The sequence below is a fragment of the Paenibacillus sp. Marseille-P2973 genome (assembly GCF_018101095.1).
Lineage (GTDB): Bacteria > Bacillota > Bacilli > Paenibacillales > Paenibacillaceae > Fontibacillus > Fontibacillus vini.
In genome coordinates, this window is sequence record NZ_JAGQEH010000006.1 from 41,883 (window position 1) to 61,479 (window position 19,597).

The window sequence follows — 19,597 nt, forward strand, 5'->3', positions numbered from 1 at the left end:
AGATTTAAATCAAGTCGGATATTTCATTTATCATACGCTTATAAACTATCCATCCAAATAGGAAGGTAAAGATTGAAATCAAGAATATGTTGGTAAAATTAACAATATCCCCCTGCAAAATCAGAGTTTGATAAGATTCGATAAAATAATAAAGAGGATTGAATGACATGGTCTTCTTCAATCCATCCGGTAAAATATCCAAGACATATACGATAGGCGTAAGCCAAAACCAAACTTGAATAATTATTGATGTAATTTGGTTTAAGTCACGAAAGTGAACATTAAGGACAGAAAGGATCAGTCCTATGCCTGTACAGAAAATTTGTTGCAGAATTATAATTATAAACACAGCAATGTAACTAAAATGCAGGTCATAACCAATTCCCAATAACACTAAAAATAACAAAGAGTAATTAATGACCAATTCAATAATCGAAGAAACCGTCAAGGAAAAGACAAGTATGGATTTAGGAAAATATATTTTCTTTACGATATTCGAATTCTCAATAAAAACATTTTGAAACCTGGTGATTGTTGTATTAAAAATGGTCCAAGCTAAGATACCCGAACTTAAATAAACGCTATAATCAAATTTACCAGTAGTCATTCCCGGTAACTTGGCTGCCATGAGTTGTGAGAATACCGTAGTGTAAATAATAATATATGCGATTGGCATCAGAAGATTCCATAACAATCCGAATACTGAGCCTGCGTATTTATTGCGAAAATCCCTTTTAACCATATCCCAAATCATATAAAGGGTACCACTTCTCATAATTTTTCTAACCACTCTTCTTTTCTGATTTCCTCTAAAACATCTTCAAGGCTGCGATTCAGATCTATCTTTCTCTCCCAAGAAGTCTGATTTATAACTTTATCATTGCTTCCATAATAGATTGGAATATCAACCGGCCTTAGTTTATCCGGATCCACCTCTATTGTTATATCCGAAGGAGATAAAGATATCATTGCATATAGCAAGTCTTCGATAGCGGTCGGTTTTCCCGAACAAAGGTTGTAAATCTGGCCCTTTATTCCCTTCTCAGCAATTAATCTATATCCATTGACTATATCTCTTACATCCGTGAAATCTCTTAAAGAGGAAAGATTCCCGACTGAAATAACCGGCTTCTGCCTGCCTTTTTCAATATTCACAATTTGATGAGCGAAATCCGGTACAACAAATCCCTTTTTCTGGCCTGGTCCAATATGATTAAAGGGTCTAACATGAATGATATCCATGCCAAAACCTTCAAAAAATTGCTTGGCCATTAACCCCGCACTCATCTTGGATACGCCATACGGATTAGTAGGATTAAGCATACTATCCTCTGTTATGGGAAACTCCATCTGCTTCGAATAACCATACTCCTCGGATGAACCTATGCTTAAAATGCGGATATCACGGGATACTTGTTTAGCAGCTTCAAATAAGTACATCGTTTTAACCGTATTCGAGAAAAAAGTGTCACTCGGCTGTCCCCAAGCTTCCTTAACATTGCTCTGAGCAGCCAAGTGAAATATAACGTCCGGCTTTGCCGTCGTTAATACTTGAACACATTCTTCTTTGCTACCCATATCGGAGACAATTAATTCATCAATGGAATTCTCGGAAAAGCTTATAGGGGTCATTCTTGTTGTCCCGTAAACTTTAATACGCTGACTCTTTAACAATTGAGCCAAATGTCGTCCAGCAAATCCATTCACACCAGTAATCAGAGCAGTTTTCACGGTATATTTCCCTTTACTTTTGGTTTAGCTTCTTTAAATCACTATCCACCATCATTTTCACCAATTCTTCAAAACCAACTTCCAATTTCCACCCAAGCTTCTCCTGTGCTTTCGAGCTATCCCCAAGTAATAAATCAACCTCAGCCGGGCGAACAAATTTAGGATCGATAACAACATAATCTCTCCAATTCAGCCCTGCATGTCCAAAAGCAATTTCAACTAGCTCATGAACAGTATGTGTTTCTCCTGTTGAAATGACATAATCATCCGGTGTGTCTTGCTGCAACATTAGCCACATGGCTTTAACATAATCGCCAGCAAAACCCCAATCTCTTTTGGCATCCAAATTACCCATGCGTAGTTCGCTTTGAAGTCCCATTTTGATTCTCGCTACCGCATCCGTTACTTTACGGGTAACAAATTCGACTCCGCGACGCGGCGATTCATGGTTAAACAAGATTCCGGAACACGCGTACATGTCATAACTTTCCCGATAGTTCACGGTAATCCAGTGGCCGTAAACCTTGGCGACACCATAAGGGCTACGCGGATAAAAAGGGGTCGTTTCCTTCTGCGGTGTTTCGACAACTTTACCGAACATTTCACTACTGGAAGCTTGATAGAATCTGGCCTCAGGTTTCGTTAAGCGAACAGCCTCCAGCATATTTGTGACTCCGATTGCAGTCGCCTGACCAGTCAAAACAGGTTGTTCCCAGGATGTGGCCACAAAAGATTGTGCAGCCAGATTATAAACTTCATCCGGATTCGATTTTCGAACCGCATTAATAAGCGACCCTTGATCTAACAAGTCACCTTCAATAAATTCAATCTCATTCTTGATGTGTTCAATATTTTCCATCATCGGTGTGCTGGTTCTACGACGAAGACCATAAACCTTATAGCCTTTTTCCAACAAAAGTTCTGCCAAGTAAGAACCGTCTTGTCCTGTAATCCCGGTTACCAGTGCGCTTTTTGCCATGTTCAAATCTCTCCAATTCTCTTCTACTTAGATTTATTATAGGTACTGCTCCAGTTTCTGCATTCTCAATTCCTTGAGCAGCATCTTCACTTCTTGAGCTTTATCCTTGCTGCATATCAAGGTAACATCTTCGGTATCGACAATAATCAGATCCTCGATGCCTAAAGTAGCTATTAGTTTTCCATTACTTTCTATAATGCATCTTTTGGTATCCAAGTTCAAAATATTCCCTTTGATCACATTTCCATTCTCATCTAGATCATTAATTCGTTCCAAAGCAGTCCAACTGCCGACATCGTCCCAACCAAAAATACAAGGGATGACATAAATATTGTCGACTTTCTCCATAATTCCATAGTCAATCGATTGGTCAGGCATCTTAATGAATTCATCCTTAATAACTTCAGCAAAATTTGCGTTACCGAAGGCAGCGCGCATCGTTTCCAGTATATCATGCATTTCCGGCATTAACTGCTGGATATATTTACGGATCACTTCCGTTCTCCAAACGAAAATCCCGCTATTCCAGTAGTAGTTACCGGCCTGTAAATAGGACTCCGCGGCAGCTTGATCCGGCTTCTCAACGAATTTATTTACCTTAAGGACCTCTAGCTCATTAACTACTTGCTTTTGGTCTGTACTTTCGATATATCCGTATCCCGTTTCCGGGTATCCAGGTTGAATTCCCAGTGTAACTAGGCTTTGATTATCTTGCGCTACTTCCACTGCCGTTTCCAAAATCTTTATAAAGCCCTCTTCATTTTCAATGATATGGTCCGAGGGTAATACAATCATGGTACTGTCGGGGAATCGTTCTTCAATTAATATGGAAGCTAAACCGATACAAGGTGCCGTGTTTCTCCCAACAGGTTCGATAATAATATTCTCATGTGGTAAATGCGGAATTTGGGCCTTAATTAATTCAGCGTATAGCCCATTAGTTACAATAAATATCTGGCTAATATCTATTAGCTTCTCCAAACGGGCTATGGATTGTTGAATCATTGACTTGTTTCCTGAGATGTTCAGGAATTGCTTAGGGAGGTTTGTTCTACTCTTAGGCCAGAACCGTTCTCCTTTTCCTCCTGCCATGATCACACAAGTTATAGTCATTGTCTTCCTCCAAATTTCCATAATTCAATATATTGCAATCGTTGTTGAATCAGCTTTCCGACAGATTCCGGCGAAAAGTTCTCTTTGATGTTTCTTTGACCGGCAAGGGCAATTCGGTGATAGAATTCCTTGTCCGCAGTTAATCTTTTCATATATAACGCAGCTTGCTCAATATCTGGATCTGCCCAATGCTGATATGCTTTGTACGGACCGAAGTCATCCCCCACCTGGATAAGCCTATAATCAACCGGACAGGAATTGCTTGTATTCATAAAATCAGTATTTGACGACCAGTTTGTGCCAATGACCGGCTTTCCGAGAAACATCGCTTCCGCCAATCCCAAGCCGAACCCTTCACTCCGGTGCAACGACACAAAGCAATCTGTTACATTCAGCAATGCATTTATATCATTACGGCTTATCGTGTCCGTAATTAAATAGATATTTTGATAATCCTCTATAAGGGAGTCAAGTGCTCTAAGTTCAGCCGTCCCGCTTCTATAACTATTCACCTTCAAGACAAGTCCGACACTTGCATCATCCGGTCTAAAGGCCGCTTTAAATGCCTCTACCACAGCTTTCGGATTCTTTCGCTCCTGATAACTCTTTACATCGTACATAGAAAGAAATAGAAATGCATCCTCAGGCAGGTGAAAATAGGTTCTATTCCGTGGATCCTTTATTTTCACATCGATAGAGTGCGGAATTTTCACCACCGGAACCGGACTCTTTAAAGCGATGGAATCTGCGACAAATGTCGACGGAACCCACACTTCGTCCACCAAACTAAATCCCTCCAACCATTCATCCGGAAAGTCAGGTAGTTCCCAGTGCCAATAACCTATTGTATATCTATTTTGGAATAGTGTGTTCCCATATTGCGCATAAATTTCTGTCATTTGCTCGGCATTTACATGAAGCAAGTTTATATTATAGTTTGGTCCAGTAATTTCTTTGTGAACCCATGACAAGTCTTCCATTCTAGCGCTATTGGTTCCCGTGAAATTAAGGATTCCGAACGGAATATGAGCAGCTTCCAGGTTATTGGCTGCAATTCTGCAAGATTCGCCAATTCCCATTTCAGCTCTTGAATAACCTAAGAGATTAACGCCCCTTGTACCAGTAACATAAGATTGAGTTGAAGTAGCCCTTTCGATAGGAAAAGCTTTCTTGAGCAACATCCTCTTAACTTTTTGCCTGACAGTGGGAGGAACTATGCTGGTAATAAGAGGCTTTATTTTAACTGCCAGCTTATATGTAATTCTATAAATCAAGTTCTTAATTTCGCACACCACCAAATCTTGGACGTTAAACGGAATGATGGAAATCTAGCCCCGAACCTTTTCCTTATGCTAAAATACTAACGTATCTATTAGCAAAGGAGATAAATACGTGTCGAATCCAGTATACGGGAAAAAAGCCGCAACGTCGAGAAATGGGGAAAATTTGCCTGCGGCGTTGTGGGTGTTGATGGTTGGGTTGATTTTGTTCCTGGTATGGGCTCCGTTCCAGGCCGGGTTGTTTAATGGACTTGTCTTGAACTTTGAGAAACCGATATTTTGGGCGGTATTAATCGGAAGTCTTTTGTCGATTGCCTGGGTGGCGGCGTTTTTTAAAAAGGTTAAATTAGAGGATCAAAGAGACTGGACCGCCGTATGGGTTGTTTTGATTCCAGTCACTTATGTTTTGGCGCTGATCTCAGCAGCGAGTCATTATTACGCCATGAATGCGATATTGATTCAATGTCTCTACGCGATGTTATTCATCATCGGCCTCTATTTGCTGCAAAACAAAAGGGCTAATAGCATCCTAGAAACTACAATAATTACAGTTGCCTACATAATTGTATTATTCGGGTTGTTGAATTGGCTCGGCCAAGGCAAGACCGTCTCCGCGATGGTCGGCTGGTTTACGGGAACGGTCATTAATGGCCAATATAATCAAGCCGTTTGGGTAGATGCTATCGGTCCGCGTCTGGCCTCGGTGTTCCAATATCCGAATACGTATGCGGCGTTCCTGATGGCTTTCTTTTTTGTAGCCGTATTTGCAATCACACGTTCAAAAAGATGGTACAGTCACGCAATCCATGGGTTTATGCTCGTTCCAATAGTTGTATCGATTCTGCTGACGCTGTCTCGCGGTGGATTGATGTTCCTGCCGGTTGTTTTTATCATTCTTCTTTTATTTTTAAAACCAGCCAAGCAGATACTTTGGATATTGTATTGTCTCATTGCTGCCGTAGCAACTTTGGTGATTGCTAAACCTGTTACCGACCTGGGGCAGCAGTTCCACATGGGGCAAATCAACAACCCCGCCAAAGGCTGGGGGTATGTACTCGGCGCCTCCCTCGTCGTGGCCTTGTTAGCCTGGATCATTCAAAGATACTTGGCTCCATGGCTGGAGCAACGTACTGATCGCTGGGCCGCTAAAAAATTGGCAAGCCTGTGGCTGCCGCTCGTTTCGGTCGTAGCCGTTGTGGTTTTGGCCTTCCTACTTCTCGGGACTAGTCTCAAGAATGTTCTTCCAGGAAATATAGGCAACCGCTTGGAAAATATCAATTTACAGCAGCACAGTTTACTCGAACGTTTAACGTTCTACAAAGATGCCGTTAAGGTTGTCAAAGATTACCCTGTCATTGGTGCAGGTGGCGGAGCTTGGGCTTCCTTTTATGAAAAGTATCAAAACAACCCGTACACCAGCCGTCAGGCTCACAGCTTCATCATGCAGTATCTGGTTGAAGTCGGAGTATTAGGCTTTATAGTGCTAGTCGCATTCCTTGCTTTCATTTTCTACAAATATATTCGCGGATATATTCATTCCGACGAGACCAAGCGCAACGATTATTTCATTTACTTTATTATTGTGCTTTCCATACTGATTCACAGTTTAATGGACTTTAATATGAGTTACGTATTTATCGGCATGCTAGTCTTTCTGGGATTGGGCGGGATGGCTGCTGCGATGGATACTAAGCCAGTAAAACGATTTGCGTGGATGTCGTCCGGATTCCGTACTCTATACAGCGCTGTACTGGTTGTCGGAGCTCTGGTGCTGATCTTTACATCTATCCGGTATATTCAAGCCAATAATGCCATTGAAAAAGGCAGAAGCTTAATGGCAAACAGCCCCAATTTTGAAGAAATTCAGGCTCCATTTGTGGATGCGCTAAAAAAACGCAGTAACCAGCCCGATGCCGTGCTGAATTACAATGTTCTTCTGAAGGCGGCCTATGAACAAAGCCAAGAAGAAGCATTCTATAATCAAGACTTGAAGCTGCTTACGGACGCGCTCAAACAGGATGCTTATAACAAAAACATGTATAACCAACTCATTGCCTTGTACCAGCTAAAAGGAGAGGCGGATAAAGCCTACAATGTCCTGAAGGACAATGCCGACCGGTATACGTATGATCAGGATTGGTATGAGAGACTCATCGTCCAATCCTTTGAATTGGGTTATCAGGCGCTTGGCAGCCAAGCTGTCGATCAAAAAGATAAATACTTCGCTACGGGCCTCCAAGCCTATAATCATGTGGTCCGCGGCGTAGAGCACTTGAAGAACCTGCCTAAGGGGCAGTTCCAAGGGAATCCGTTTGCTGTAACTCCAGCTATGGCGCTTAACGCCGGAAAAATGCAGTACATGATGAACAAGCCTGCCGAGGCAGCCGAGATTTTCAAGCAAGGCATCAGCCAGGATTTGAATGATCCGACCAACCGGGAAATAGCCCGCTGGTACCTGGCAGCTCTACAGAAGACCGGAAGCACAGATCAGGCGGTATACGATCAATTGATCCAACTGGATCCTCAAGAAAAGGATTCTATTACACAGCTTGCTGAGCTTAACTTTTAAAAAGCACCTAAATCAAAAAATCGGCTTCTCCTTAGGAGAGGCCGATTTTTTGATTCTCAATCTTCGATTTCATATACTCCAGCAATCCTTCGCGTAGCTCCTTATTCTGCAGTGCATAATGAATCGACGTTTGAATGAAGCCCAGTTTCTCGCCGACGTCATGCCGCAAGCCGTCAAAGTGATACGCTACAATGCGCTCCGTCTCTCTTAAACGGGAAATGGCGTCCGTTAGTTGAATTTCTCCGCCAACCCCCTCATGCTGTCCGTCCAGAATGTCGAAAATAGCCGGCGTTAAAATGTAACGGCCCATGATTGCTAGATTGGATGGTGCTTTATCGGCTGGAGGCTTCTCTACCAATTGCTTGGCCTGATAGACGCGGTCCCCGATTTCGTTTCCGTCTACGATGCCATAACGGGAAACTTCTTCCCACGGAACCGGCTGTACCCCGACGACAGAAGCCTTTTGGAAGTTGTATACGTCGATCATCTGCTTCAGGCAAGGGACTTCCGATTCCACGATGTCATCACCCAGCAGGACGGCGAACGGCTCGTTGCCGATGAACTTGCGGGCGCACCAGATCGCGTGTCCCAGGCCCTTTGGTTCTTTTTGCCGGATGTAGTGAATATCGGCCATTTCCGAGGACTTGCGAACCTCGTTCAGCAGATCCCATTTGCCTTTATCGGACAAATTTTGCTCCAGTTCAAACGAGTTGTCAAAATGGTCCTCGATCGCGCGCTTTCCTTTCCCGGTCACAATAATGATGTCTTCGATCCCGGAAGCCACGGCTTCCTCCACGATATATTGGATCGTCGGCTTATCCACGATCGGGAGCATTTCCTTCGGCATCGCCTTCGTGGCGGGCAGGAAACGGGTACCAAGCCCTGCTGCGGGAATAATCGCTTTCCGGATCTTCATCGCTTAAATCTTCCTTTCCCTTAACATCAAGATGGTGCAATTATAACATAACTAGCGTCAAAAAAAGACAGGTTAGAGAGAACTTTACACTCTATCCAATTGAGTTTCTCCAATAAAAAAAGCCCCTCACGGAACCCATTTCCGTAAGAGGCTTCTGCATCATCAATAAGTTAGTGCGTCCAAAATTTCAAGCGTGTTAGGATAGGCTGGGGTGCTTCCTCGCAGCGGTTGCGGCTTCCTGGCTCCGGAGTATGGAGATGGCGCTCGGTTCCGTATTCAATTCTCCGGTACTCTTGATCGCCGCCGATTTCCAGCCGTCCATGAACTTTAGTTACCACCGATTGCATTTCGAGGAATCCTTCAAACATCACTTTCACCCTCCTGATAAATGGACTTTAGACTTTATTACATTATCCATTCAAATTGTTTACGCTTTCATTATACCACATCATCTATTTTTTGCTTACTGATAAATATCGTTTATCACGGGATTTTTGCGTTCGTTCACAGAGTTTTGACAATTAGAAACCCTTATATAGCTTGGATTCAAGGCATGTCTCCATATAAAACACATGTGTCCTCGTACAGTGATCATGAGGTGTATACATCTAAAAAACAGAAAAACGGCCCCTGTGACGTTAGCACATAAGGCCGTTTTTCTCTTATTCACAATTTGCATTATTAAGCTATTTGACGAGTTGTCCGCGTGTTACTCCGAGCTGGTTTGTCGCTTTCAGCGTTTTCCAGACTTGAGTGCCGCTGATTTCGCCGCGAAGGGCCCGGTTGTACAGATCAATGACCTCGTGAACCTGTTCGGGAGTCTCCTCCAGGAACTCTACTCGGTAATTCGCTACGCCAAGCTCCATGAAGTTGCTCAGGTATTCCGCGCCGGACTGCTCGATGGCGTTGTAGACCGTATTCCGGCAGCCTTCGTCGACACGGACTGGGTGGCTCATGCCGATCCGGTCCTGAAGCGAAGCGCGGTGCTCCTCGCAAGGACGTCCGCAGTTGGTGTAGTCCGTACCTTCGCTCAGGAAGGTGCAGTACACGCAGTGCTCGGTATGGAACATCGGCAGATGCTGATGGATGACGATTTCCAGGTTGGCCGTCCGGCTTTGACGCAGCAGATCGACCATCTGCTGGATGTTCAGGTCGTAGGACGGCGTGACGAGGTCACAGCCCGCCTCGAGAAACAGCTCCACCGTTTTGTGGTTGGCGATGTTCAGCGAGAAATCGCCAATCAGCCGCGGATGCGAGGCGGACGGGTTTTCCATGCGGTGGCGCAGGTAGAAATACAGCGCACCGGTGTTGCGCACCAGCACCGCGTCGGGCTGGAGGCGCAGGATGTTGTTATGGTAGCCGTTCTCGCCCGGCATATGGATGCGCGGCGTCGCTAGCGCAATCTGCTTGCCGGCTGCCCGGACGGCTTCCACCGCTGCCGGGAACTGCTTGATAAACTCGAAGTCGGCGTAGATCATTTCGACGCCAGCTTCCAGCGCAGCCTCCACCTGCGGCAGGCTGCGGCACAACGCGGTGAGCTTCGCCTCACCGCGGGGCACCGGCGCCCCGCCAACGGCGGGGGCGCCCACCCCCACGGCTTCGCCCGCGCCCATGGCGCCGGGCACTGCCGCAGCTGCCGCCGCCCGCGTGTACACGGGCGGCTTCGGCCGCTCGCCGGCTAGCAGTTCCACTGCGCGCCGGCGAATGCCGTTCAGCTCTCGCATGGGGAGGATCACGTCGCCATGCAGCTCCGTGTCCAGCCGCTCGAGCTGGAACACCGTGCCGCCGAGACGGCCGAACTGCTCTTCGAGCAGCGCCCCGTCCATCGGCCGTTTTTGCGCGATCTCGAGCTCCAGCTCCGAGTCGACACGCACGGTCGTCCCCTTCTGGACATCGGTCCAGAAGGTAGTCAGCGGCCCGCCGGCGTGGCCGACCGCCCGCACATGTACCGGGAATACCCGGTACGGCTTGTCGGTCTCGAACGTTTGGCGGAGCCGTTTGTCCAGTGCCGGATCGCTCGTCTTCCAGATCCGGTCGCCCACATGCACCCGGCGCAAATCCACGTCATTGCGCCCGGGAACGATGTCGACGATCCATGTCTCGCCAGCCTCTCCCTCCAGCTTCACGCCCTTGCGGCGCAAATCATAGACTCGCCCGCCCTCTTCCTTCTTCGTCGGATCGCCGGCGTCAAACACAATCCCGTCGCCGCGCTTCAGCGGCGCTTCCAGCTTACAAACGACGCCGTCGCGGAGCACCTGCTCCACCCGGCCGAGGTATACCCCGCGGCTCTTAGGAAACGTGCCGTCAACCAATTGCTTATTGTTTGTCCCTTCCAGGAAGCCGTGCGTGAACCCGCGCGAAAAACTTTGCTGCAGCTCACGGATTTCCTCTTTGGATGGACGCGTAGCATCCCCCTCAAAATACCGGTCAATCGCCTTCCGGTATTTGCTCACCACATTGGCTACATATTCAGGGCTCTTCAATCGACCCTCAATTTTAAACGAAGTCACCCCTGCTTCGATCAATTCAGGCATAATGTCGATCGCCGCCAAATCTTTAGGCGACAACAGATAAGTGACATCGCCCATCGGTTTTTGCTCCCCGTCGACCATCAAGTCGTAAGGCAAACGGCAGGCTTGAGCGCATTCGCCGCGGTTGGCCGACCGTCCGCCCCACATTTCCGAAGTCAGGCACTGTCCGGAATAGGATACGCAAAGCGCCCCATGCACAAAAACCTCCATCGGCAGCTTCGCCTGATCCCCGATCATCTTGATCTGCTTCAGATTGTTTTCACGCCCAAGGACCACACGTTCCATATTCCAAGGCTTCGTGAATTCCACCGCTTCCGGCGAAGTAATCGTCATTTGCGTTGAGCCATGAATCGGGAAGTCCGGCGACAGCTCTCGGATCATCCTTACCAAGCCCAAATCCTGAACAATTACCGCGTCGACTCCAGCTTCGATACAGGCCTCGATCAACTCCTGCGCATCCGCCAATTCATTTTCAAACACCAGAATATTGAAGGTCAGGAATCCCTTAACCCCATAACTGTGTAAAAACGCCATGATTTCGGAAAGCTCGTCCATACGAAAATTGTTCGCCCGTGCCCGGGCATTGAACTTCTCCACGCCAAAAAATATCGCATCGGCTCCGTTAGCCACCGCGGCCCGCATGCAATCCCAATCGCCCGCCGGAGCCAACAGCTCCACGTCTTGTCTTGTTAATGTTGTGTTGCTCATTTATATCCTCCCGGATGTCCCGCCATTTATTACTGCGTTCCATCGAATTTGTTTATCTATACGACATGCATAAAATTTAAAACTCCGATAACTTATTTATTTTAGCAGACATCGCCTGAAGTCTCTACCCACCCGGCAACGGGAACCTTTGGCACACGCAAAAAGACACCCCATCCCTCCAACCGGAACAAAGTGTCTTTCCTGTACCCCTTGTTTCTGCTCGCACCCTAGGCTTAGACTAACTGAACCAGGATTTGATCATGATTGCATCGGACGCCAAAAAAATCAGCAAGCTGAGGATGCCAAATCCGATCGCAAACAAATTCTTCTTGGACTCTTTCAGCAGTCTTAATACCCCAATCAGGATAACAATGGTGAACAAAATCATAAAAATATCAAAACCGTTAAATGTCGTCGTTACGGCTCCCGCTTCTGCGAGTAACATGGCAAGCCCTCCTCAGTAAAATTCACGGAAATTTCCACCTTCTTATATGTTATCTTCTCCTCAAGACGGATGCAAGAGAAAAGTCAAAAAAATGTTGCATTTATCATCTTAATTGATAAAAAAGTCATATCATTAACAACTTTAGAAAATCAGACTCTCTTCCCTATTCGGGTACTTCATGAACATTCATATTCCGTCTCCCTAGCGCGCACAAATCCCTAAAATGTCCACCTAAAAGTGGACAATAGGACATCCTATACCTCACCAAGGTCTAATCCCCCATATCTAGCGCCATACGACAATCCTGTTTTATTGCAAACGTTCCTTACCTATATTCTAACCTGTACCTGTTCTCCCTCAATCTCCCGCTTTAATCTTATCCTTAACGAATATACCCAAATCCATTCCCGTCAAAATAAAAATGACCCGCAGTCAATGCTTCGATAATCAAGCATTGTCGCGGGCCACCCAGTCTTCCTAAACTTAAGCGCGTGCCTTTAATTCTTCCGTTCGTTTCGTATCCCGCTCCAAAACCGGAGCGAGGTAACGGCCAGTGTAGGATTGTTCCACCTTTGCAATCTCTTCCGGCGTCCCTGTAGCGATAATCGTTCCCCCGCCGCTGCCGCCTTCCGGACCGAGGTCGATCAAATAATCGGCCGTCTTGATGACATCCAGATTGTGCTCGATGACGAGCACCGTCTCCCCGGAATCAACCAGGCGATGCAGCACCGACAGCAGACGGTCGATGTCATCCACATGGAGACCAGTCGTCGGTTCATCCAGGATATAGATCGTCTTGCCTGTACTCCGCCGGTACAGCTCGGAAGCGAGCTTCACGCGCTGTGCTTCTCCCCCGGATAACGTAGTTGCCGGCTGCCCCAAATCGATATAGCCCAAGCCTACATCGAGCAGCGTTTGCAGCTTGCGGTGAATTTTCGGAATGTTCTCGAAGAATTGCGTCGCATCCTCTACAGTCATCTCCAAGACGTCCGCAATACTCTTGTTCTTGTATTTCACTTCCAAAGTCTCTCGGTTATACCGTTTACCTTTGCAGACTTCACAAGGCACGTAGACATCGGGCAAGAAGTGCATCTCGATCTTGATGATCCCGTCGCCCCGGCAGGCCTCGCAACGTCCGCCCTTAATGTTGAAGCTGAAGCGGCCTTTCTTATAGCCACGAATCTTCGCCTCGTTCGTCTGCGAGAACAAATCGCGGATATCGTCAAACACGCCGGTATAGGTAGCCGGATTCGAGCGCGGCGTACGGCCGATAGGAGATTGGTCGATGTCTACTACTTTATCGACATGCTCCAAGCCTTTGATCTCCTTATATTGACCCGGACGAACACGTGCCCGATTCAGGTCGCGCGCCAAGGTCTTATACAGAATCTCATTGACCAGGGTCGATTTCCCAGAACCGGAGACGCCCGTTACCGCTGCAAATACGCCAAGCGGAAATTTCACGTTTATATTTTTCAGATTGTTCTCTTTCGCGCCTTTGATCTCCAGCCACCGGCCATCTGTCTTCCGGCGCTTCTCGGGCACCTCAATAAATTTCTTGCCGCTCAGATACTTCCCGGTCAACGAGTTCGGATCATCCATAACCTCCTGAGGCGTTCCCTGTGAGACTACCTGTCCGCCATGGATTCCGGCACCCGGTCCGATATCAATAATATAGTCTGCTGCCAACATCGTGTCTTCATCGTGCTCTACCACGATCAGGGTGTTGCCGAGATCCCGCATCTGCCCAAGGGTAGAGATCAAACGATCATTATCCCGCTGATGCAAGCCGATGCTCGGCTCGTCAAGAATATACAGCACGCCCATCAGACTGGATCCGATTTGGGTTGCCAGACGAATACGCTGGGCCTCCCCACCGGACAGCGTTCCGGCTGCACGGCTCAAGGTCAAATAATCGAGCCCGACATTGACAAGGAAGCCTAGACGGCTATTGATTTCCTTCAGGATCATATGAGCGATCGCCGTTTCCTTCTCACTAAGAACGAGCCCATTAAAGAACTTCATGGCTTCCCCGATCGACAGCGAAGTAACAAATGCCATATTCTCGCCGTTAATCGTTACCGCAAGAGTCTCCTTCTTCAGGCGGTGTCCTTTGCAGGTGCCGCATGGCTTGGAACCCATGAATTCTTCAATGAATTCGCGAATTCCTTCCGAGCTGGTATCCCGATAACGCCGCTCCAGATTGTGCACAATACCTTCGAAGGTTACGTAAGCATCTTTGCTCATCCCGAAATCGTTTTGATAGCGGAAGCGAACCTTAGTCGTGCCTGTACCATAGAGCAGCTTGTCCATCTGATCCTTGGTTAGTTCAGATACGGGAACATCCTGCGGAATATTAAAATGCTCGCAAACCGACCGCAAAAATTGCGGATAGTAGTTGGAGGTACTGCCTGCCCATGCTTCAAAGGCGCCTTGCTCAATGCTTTTGGAGGTATCGGGAACAAGCAGATCCGGATCGATGATCATCTTCACACCGAGACCGTCGCAATCCGGGCAAGCCCCGAACGGACTGTTAAACGAGAACATCCGCGGCGATAATTCCTCAATGCTGAAGCCGCAGATCGGGCAGGCAAAATTGGAGCTGAATCGCAGCTCCTCCTGTCCCATAATGTCGACCAGCAACTGGCCTCCCGACATTTTGAGCGATGTTTCTATGGAATCAGCCAACCGGCTTCGTACATCCTCTTTAATGATGATCCGGTCGACGACGACCTCGATCGAATGCTTTTTGTTTTTTTCAAGTTCGATATTCTCCGACAGATCGCGCTGTTCTCCGTTTACGCGTACGCGGACAAATCCCTGCTTGGCGATTTCGGTGAACAGGCTCTTGTGCTCTCCCTTTTTCCCGGACACCACCGGCGCCAATATCTGGAGTCTCGTCTTCTCTGGATACTGCATGATCCGGTCTACCATCTGCTCTACTGTCTGGGATGTAATCTCGATCCCGTGTTCCGGACAATGAGGATGACCCACTCTTGAAAACAACAGACGCAGATAATCATATATCTCCGTTACCGTTCCTACCGTGGAACGCGGGTTACGGCTTGTCGTCTTCTGGTCAATCGAGATCGCTGGCGAAAGCCCCTCGATGGAATCCACATCCGGCTTCTCCATCTGTCCTAAAAACTGACGGGCGTATGCTGATAAAGATTCCACATACCGGCGTTGTCCTTCCGCGTAAATGGTATCGAATGCGAGCGACGATTTGCCTGACCCGCTGAGCCCGGTCAGGACGACGAATTTGTCGCGAGGAATCGTAATGTTCACATTTTTTAAATTGTGCGCTCTGGCGCCTTTAATGACGATATTCTCATTAGCCAATTGCTTTCATCTCCCAACTCTTATTCCGCCCGCAGTTCCATAATGGCATCGCGCAGCTCCGCGGCTCTTTCAAACTGCAGGTTTTTGGCGGCTTCTTTCATTTCTTTTTCCAATCGTCCGATCATCGCTTCGCGGTCGCGCTTGGACATCTTGCCCTTGGCGGCATCCGACAGATAATCGCTCTTGCTTTCGGCCACCCGAGTCGCTTCGATGACATCCCGCACTTTCTTGCGGATCGTTTGCGGCGTTATGCCGTGTTTCTCGTTATATGCAATCTGAATGCTGCGGCGCCGCTCGGTCTCCTTGATCGCTTTGTCCATGGATTCGGTGATATGGTCACCGTACATCAACACGCGCCCTTCCGAGTTCCGCGCTGCCCGGCCGATCGTCTGGATCAGCGATCGCTCGGAACGCAGGAAGCCCTCTTTATCCGCATCAAGAATCGCCACCAGGGAGACCTCCGGAAGATCCAGGCCTTCCCGCAGAAGGTTAATCCCGATCAGCACGTGGAAGGTTCCCAATCGCAGATCCCGAAGGATGCTCATACGCTCCAGCGTCTTAATATCGGAGTGAAGATACCGGACCTTGATTCCGATTTCCTTCAGGTAATCGGTCAGATCTTCCGCCATCTTCTTCGTCAGCGTCGTCACGAGCACTCGCTCATCCTTAGCAATCCGGTCGTTAATCTCGCCGATCAAATCGTCGATTTGTCTCTTCGTCGGACGAACCTCAATGATTGGGTCCAGCAGGCCCGTCGGCCGGATAATCTGCTGTACCATCGTATCGCAATGCTCGATTTCATAAGGTCCGGGCGTAGCCGACACATAAATCAGCTGATCCGCCTTCTCCTCAAATTCTTCGAATTTGAGCGGCCGGTTGTCCAGCGCCGAAGGTAGACGGAAGCCATGGTCGACGAGCACATTTTTGCGCGCCTGGTCCCCGTTGTACATTGCGCGGATTTGCGGCAGCGTAACGTGGGATTCGTCGATCACGATGAGCATATCGTCCGGAAAATAATCCATCAGCGTATAAGGCGTAGCCCCGCGCTCACGGAAGGTCAACGGTCCCGAGTAGTTCTCGATCCCCGAGCAAAAGCCGACCTCTTTCATCATTTCAATATCGTACCGGGTGCGCTGTTCCAAACGCTGTGCTTCCAGCAGCTTGCCCTGGGAGCGGAACACCTCAAGCCGTTCTTCAAGCTCCCTTTCTATATTGACCAGTGCAACTCGCATAGTCTCTTCCTGGGTAACGAAGTGAGAAGCCGGGAAGATAGCCACATGTTCGCGTTCCCCGACCAGTTCGCCGGTCAAAACGTCGATTTCGGTAATCCGTTCGATTTCGTCACCAAAAAACTCAATCCGAACGGCCTGTTCCCCTTTGGAAGCCGGAAAAATCTCCAATACATCGCCGCGCACACGGAAGGTCCCGCGAACGAAGTTGATATCGTTCCGCTGATACTGGATATCCACCAGTCGGCTCAGAATCTGATTCCGGGATTTTTCCATGCCAACCCGCAGCGACAACACCAGATTCCCATATTCAGTCGGTGAACCGAGACCGTAAATACAAGATACGCTCGCAACAATAATGACGTCGCGCCGTTCGAACAGCGAGCTCGTCGCAGAGTGTCTCAATTTGTCGATCTCTTCATTGATACTGGAATCTTTCTCGATGTAGGTGTCGGAGGATGGGATATATGCTTCCGGCTGGTAGTAGTCATAGTAACTGACGAAGTAGTCTACGGAGTTGTTCGGGAAGAACTCTTTGAATTCGCTGGCCAACTGCGCAGCCAGTGTCTTATTGTGGGCGATGACGAGCGTGGGCCTTCCAAGCTTGGCAATGGTATGGGCAATCGTAAAGGTCTTCCCCGTTCCGGTCGCACCCAAAAGCGTCTGGTGCTTTTTACCCATTTTTACGCCTTCAACCAATTGTTCCACCGCGGCCGGTTGGTCGCCCTGCGGCGAAAATTCGGAAATCAGCTCGAATTTATTGTTACTAAAGACAATATCACTCATTGTCCAACATCACCCTTATCGTCTAAAATGGAAACTGTACTTCTAAATAGATTAAAAGTCAGTTTTTGATCATGAAGCTACTATTATCTATATTAACCTTAATTCTTCTGCTTTAAATGTAAGTAAGACGAGAAGCGCTAATATCACCACTCCAAAATAGGAATGGGTGTTCCCATTGATTATACCTTTTTTGCAGTTGGGATGCAAACGATAAGTCGTGAATAGGAGTTGTAAAATTACTGATGGATATCACAACAATTTTAGGCATCATTATTGGATTGACCGCGTTGATCGGCGGCTTTTTATGGGAAGGCGGGGAATTGGCGGGCTTGATGCAAATTGCGGCTGCCGTAATTGTATTTGGCGGTACGCTGGCCGCGGTCATGGTGAGCTTTCCTCTGGCAAAATTGAAGACCGTCCCGCGGGCGCTGGCCCTGGCCTTTACCTCGGGACAACAGAAACCGGATGAACTGATAGAAGATATCGTAAGCATGTCGACGATAGCGCGGCGCGAAGGAGTTTTGGCGCTGGAAAGGCGGGCCGCGGAGCATGAAGACCCTTTTTTGCGGGAAGGCATCCAACTCGTCGTTGACGGTACAGAGCAAAGCATGGTCGAACAAATCATGGATTTAGAAATTGACGCCATCCAAACAAAATATGAAGGTTATGCCAAAATATTCGAATCGGCCGGCGGATATGCCCCGACCATGGGAATTATCGGTACGGTCATGGGTCTTATCCATGTGCTTGGCAGCCTCACCGAGCCGACCGCACTCGGCCCGTCCATTGCGCTCGCCTTTACGGCAACCCTTTACGGGGTAGCCAGCGCCAACCTTATCTTTCTCCCGATCGCCTCCAAAATCAAAGCGCGTGGGGAAGATGAAGTCGGCCGAATGGAAATGATGCTGGAGGGAATACTCTCCCTTCAAAACGGAGATCACCCGCTGCTCGTACGGCGCAAGCTGGAATCTTTCACGGCTGAAACGCGCCGGGATTTGCCCGTATCCGGGGAGAATGAGAGCTTATGAGCCGGAGAAACAGAACCCAGAACCCCGGCCAACGTTCCCGGCATCGCCAGGAAAGTAAGGATACGAGAGACCGGTGGATGATCACCTATGCCGATTTAATTACGCTGCTGCTCATTTTTTTCGTCGTGATGTATGCCATGAGCCGTTTGGATGTGGAAAAATACGAAGTCGTCACCCAGTCGCTCCAGCTTACGTTCAAGAGCGGTGACTCCTTGCTGGAAAAAGGAAGCGGCATTCTCGGCAGCGACGGCCCCCACACTTCCAAGAACCCTCCGTCTGCCGCAGATGATAAGAACGGAGCATCGGGAGGACAGGCCGGCCAGAACGGGACTGCAGTTCCAAACGGCACAAACCAGCCCGTTATAAACAGCGACGATGCCTCGCAAAAGCCGATGACCGAACGCGAGCTGGCTTTCCGCAAGCAGGAAGAAGAACTGCAAACGCTCATGAGCCGGATCGAGTCTTATATCAAGGACAATCAGCTTGATGATCAGATCAAGGTCGCAGATCTGCCTAAAGGCATTTCGATCACGTTAAGCGACCGCTTCCTGTTCGATGCCGGCAAGGCCGATCTGAAATCCGGTTCCGCCAAAACACTGACCAAACTAGCCAGCCTGTTCAGTCAACTCAATACCGTCATCAGCATCGAAGGGCATACGGACGATCTTCCGATCGTCCGCGCCTCCGAGTTTAAGGATAACTGGGAACTGTCGGGCGCGCGAGCCTTATCCGTCCTTCGCTTTTTCATCGATAAGGAAAAGCTCGATCCGGAAGGCTTCCAATATGCCGGCTACGCCGACACTCGTCCCGCCGCCGATAACTCCACCGCCGCAGGACGCCAAAAAAACCGCCGCGTAGAGATCACAGTGCTGCGCCAGTTGCAGCAGTGAGTGAAATGCGAGCAGGTAACATTGCAGCATAAAAGAAACGCCCTCCGATA

14 protein-coding genes are annotated in these 19,597 nt (G+C 48.2%); 3 read left to right on the forward strand and 11 right to left on the reverse strand.

Annotated features, from left to right (window positions below):
- Window positions 1-4 precede the first annotated feature (4 nt).
- Genes KB559_RS14140 through KB559_RS14160 form a run of 5 tightly spaced genes read right to left on the reverse strand, consistent with a single transcriptional unit; the run spans window position 5 to window position 5,004 of the window.
- Entirely contained in the window at window positions 5-754 is a 750-nt protein-coding gene (locus tag KB559_RS14140; RefSeq protein WP_211022578.1) for an ABC transporter permease, read from the reverse strand.
- Between the two features lie 17 nt (window positions 755-771).
- Window positions 772-1,731: a GDP-mannose 4,6-dehydratase gene (locus tag KB559_RS14145; protein WP_211022579.1), complete on the reverse strand. Its 960-nt coding sequence runs from the start codon at window positions 1,729-1,731 to the stop codon at window positions 772-774.
- A 13-nt stretch (window positions 1,732-1,744) separates the two neighbouring features.
- Window positions 1,745-2,710 (reverse strand): GDP-mannose 4,6-dehydratase, encoded by a 966-nt coding sequence (gene gmd, locus KB559_RS14150; RefSeq protein WP_211022580.1) that lies wholly within the window; start codon window positions 2,708-2,710, stop codon window positions 1,745-1,747.
- A 36-nt stretch (window positions 2,711-2,746) separates the two neighbouring features.
- A complete protein-coding gene (locus tag KB559_RS14155; protein WP_211022581.1) occupies window positions 2,747-3,823 on the reverse strand; it encodes a mannose-1-phosphate guanylyltransferase in 1,077 nt (358 codons plus the stop codon).
- On the reverse strand, window positions 3,820-5,004 hold the full coding sequence (locus KB559_RS14160) for a glycosyltransferase family 4 protein (protein ID WP_247681832.1): 1,185 nt from the start codon (window positions 5,002-5,004) through the stop codon (window positions 3,820-3,822). Before KB559_RS14160 ends, KB559_RS14155 begins: the two co-directional genes overlap by 4 nt.
- Window positions 5,005-5,215: 211 nt before the next feature.
- Between KB559_RS14160 and KB559_RS14165 the strand changes: the two genes are divergently transcribed.
- The gene (locus KB559_RS14165) at window positions 5,216-7,672 is read left to right on the forward strand and encodes an O-antigen ligase family protein (RefSeq protein ID WP_211022582.1); all 2,457 of its coding nucleotides are present in this window, start codon (window positions 5,216-5,218) and stop codon (window positions 7,670-7,672) included.
- 31 nt (window positions 7,673-7,703) lie between these two features.
- Here KB559_RS14165 and galU read toward each other — a convergent pair whose 3' ends face one another.
- From galU to uvrB, 6 genes are all read right to left on the reverse strand, one after another.
- Entirely contained in the window at window positions 7,704-8,588 is an 885-nt protein-coding gene (gene galU, locus KB559_RS14170) for a UTP--glucose-1-phosphate uridylyltransferase GalU (protein WP_211022583.1), read from the reverse strand.
- A gap of 170 nt (window positions 8,589-8,758) precedes the next feature.
- A complete protein-coding gene (locus tag KB559_RS14175; protein WP_244861697.1) occupies window positions 8,759-8,956 on the reverse strand; it encodes a hypothetical protein in 198 nt (65 codons plus the stop codon).
- Window positions 8,957-9,274: 318 nt separating this feature from the next.
- Window positions 9,275-11,827 (reverse strand): U32 family peptidase, encoded by a 2,553-nt coding sequence (locus tag KB559_RS14180; protein WP_211022585.1) that lies wholly within the window; start codon window positions 11,825-11,827, stop codon window positions 9,275-9,277.
- A 238-nt stretch (window positions 11,828-12,065) separates the two neighbouring features.
- Window positions 12,066-12,272, reverse strand: coding sequence for a DUF2759 family protein (locus tag KB559_RS14185; RefSeq protein WP_211022586.1), 207 nt, complete (start codon window positions 12,270-12,272; stop codon window positions 12,066-12,068).
- Between the two features lie 483 nt (window positions 12,273-12,755).
- Complete coding sequence (gene uvrA / locus KB559_RS14190) at window positions 12,756-15,614, reverse strand: excinuclease ABC subunit UvrA (RefSeq protein ID WP_211022587.1); 2,859 nt, start codon at window positions 15,612-15,614, stop codon at window positions 12,756-12,758.
- Window positions 15,615-15,634: 20 nt separating this feature from the next.
- Window positions 15,635-17,629: an excinuclease ABC subunit UvrB gene (uvrB, locus tag KB559_RS14195; RefSeq protein ID WP_211022588.1), complete on the reverse strand. Its 1,995-nt coding sequence runs from the start codon at window positions 17,627-17,629 to the stop codon at window positions 15,635-15,637.
- A gap of 242 nt (window positions 17,630-17,871) precedes the next feature.
- On the opposite strand from uvrB, the gene KB559_RS14200 reads away from it, so the two are divergent.
- Both KB559_RS14200 and KB559_RS14205 read left to right on the forward strand, forming a co-directional pair.
- Window positions 17,872-18,657 (forward strand): flagellar motor protein, encoded by a 786-nt coding sequence (locus KB559_RS14200; RefSeq protein WP_211022589.1) that lies wholly within the window; start codon window positions 17,872-17,874, stop codon window positions 18,655-18,657.
- Window positions 18,654-19,547 carry an OmpA/MotB family protein gene (locus KB559_RS14205; RefSeq protein WP_211022590.1) on the forward strand — a complete coding sequence of 298 codons (894 nt, stop codon included), beginning with the start codon at window positions 18,654-18,656 and terminating at the stop codon, window positions 19,545-19,547. Before KB559_RS14200 ends, KB559_RS14205 begins: the two co-directional genes overlap by 4 nt.
- The last annotated feature ends 50 nt before the right edge of the window (window positions 19,548-19,597 follow it).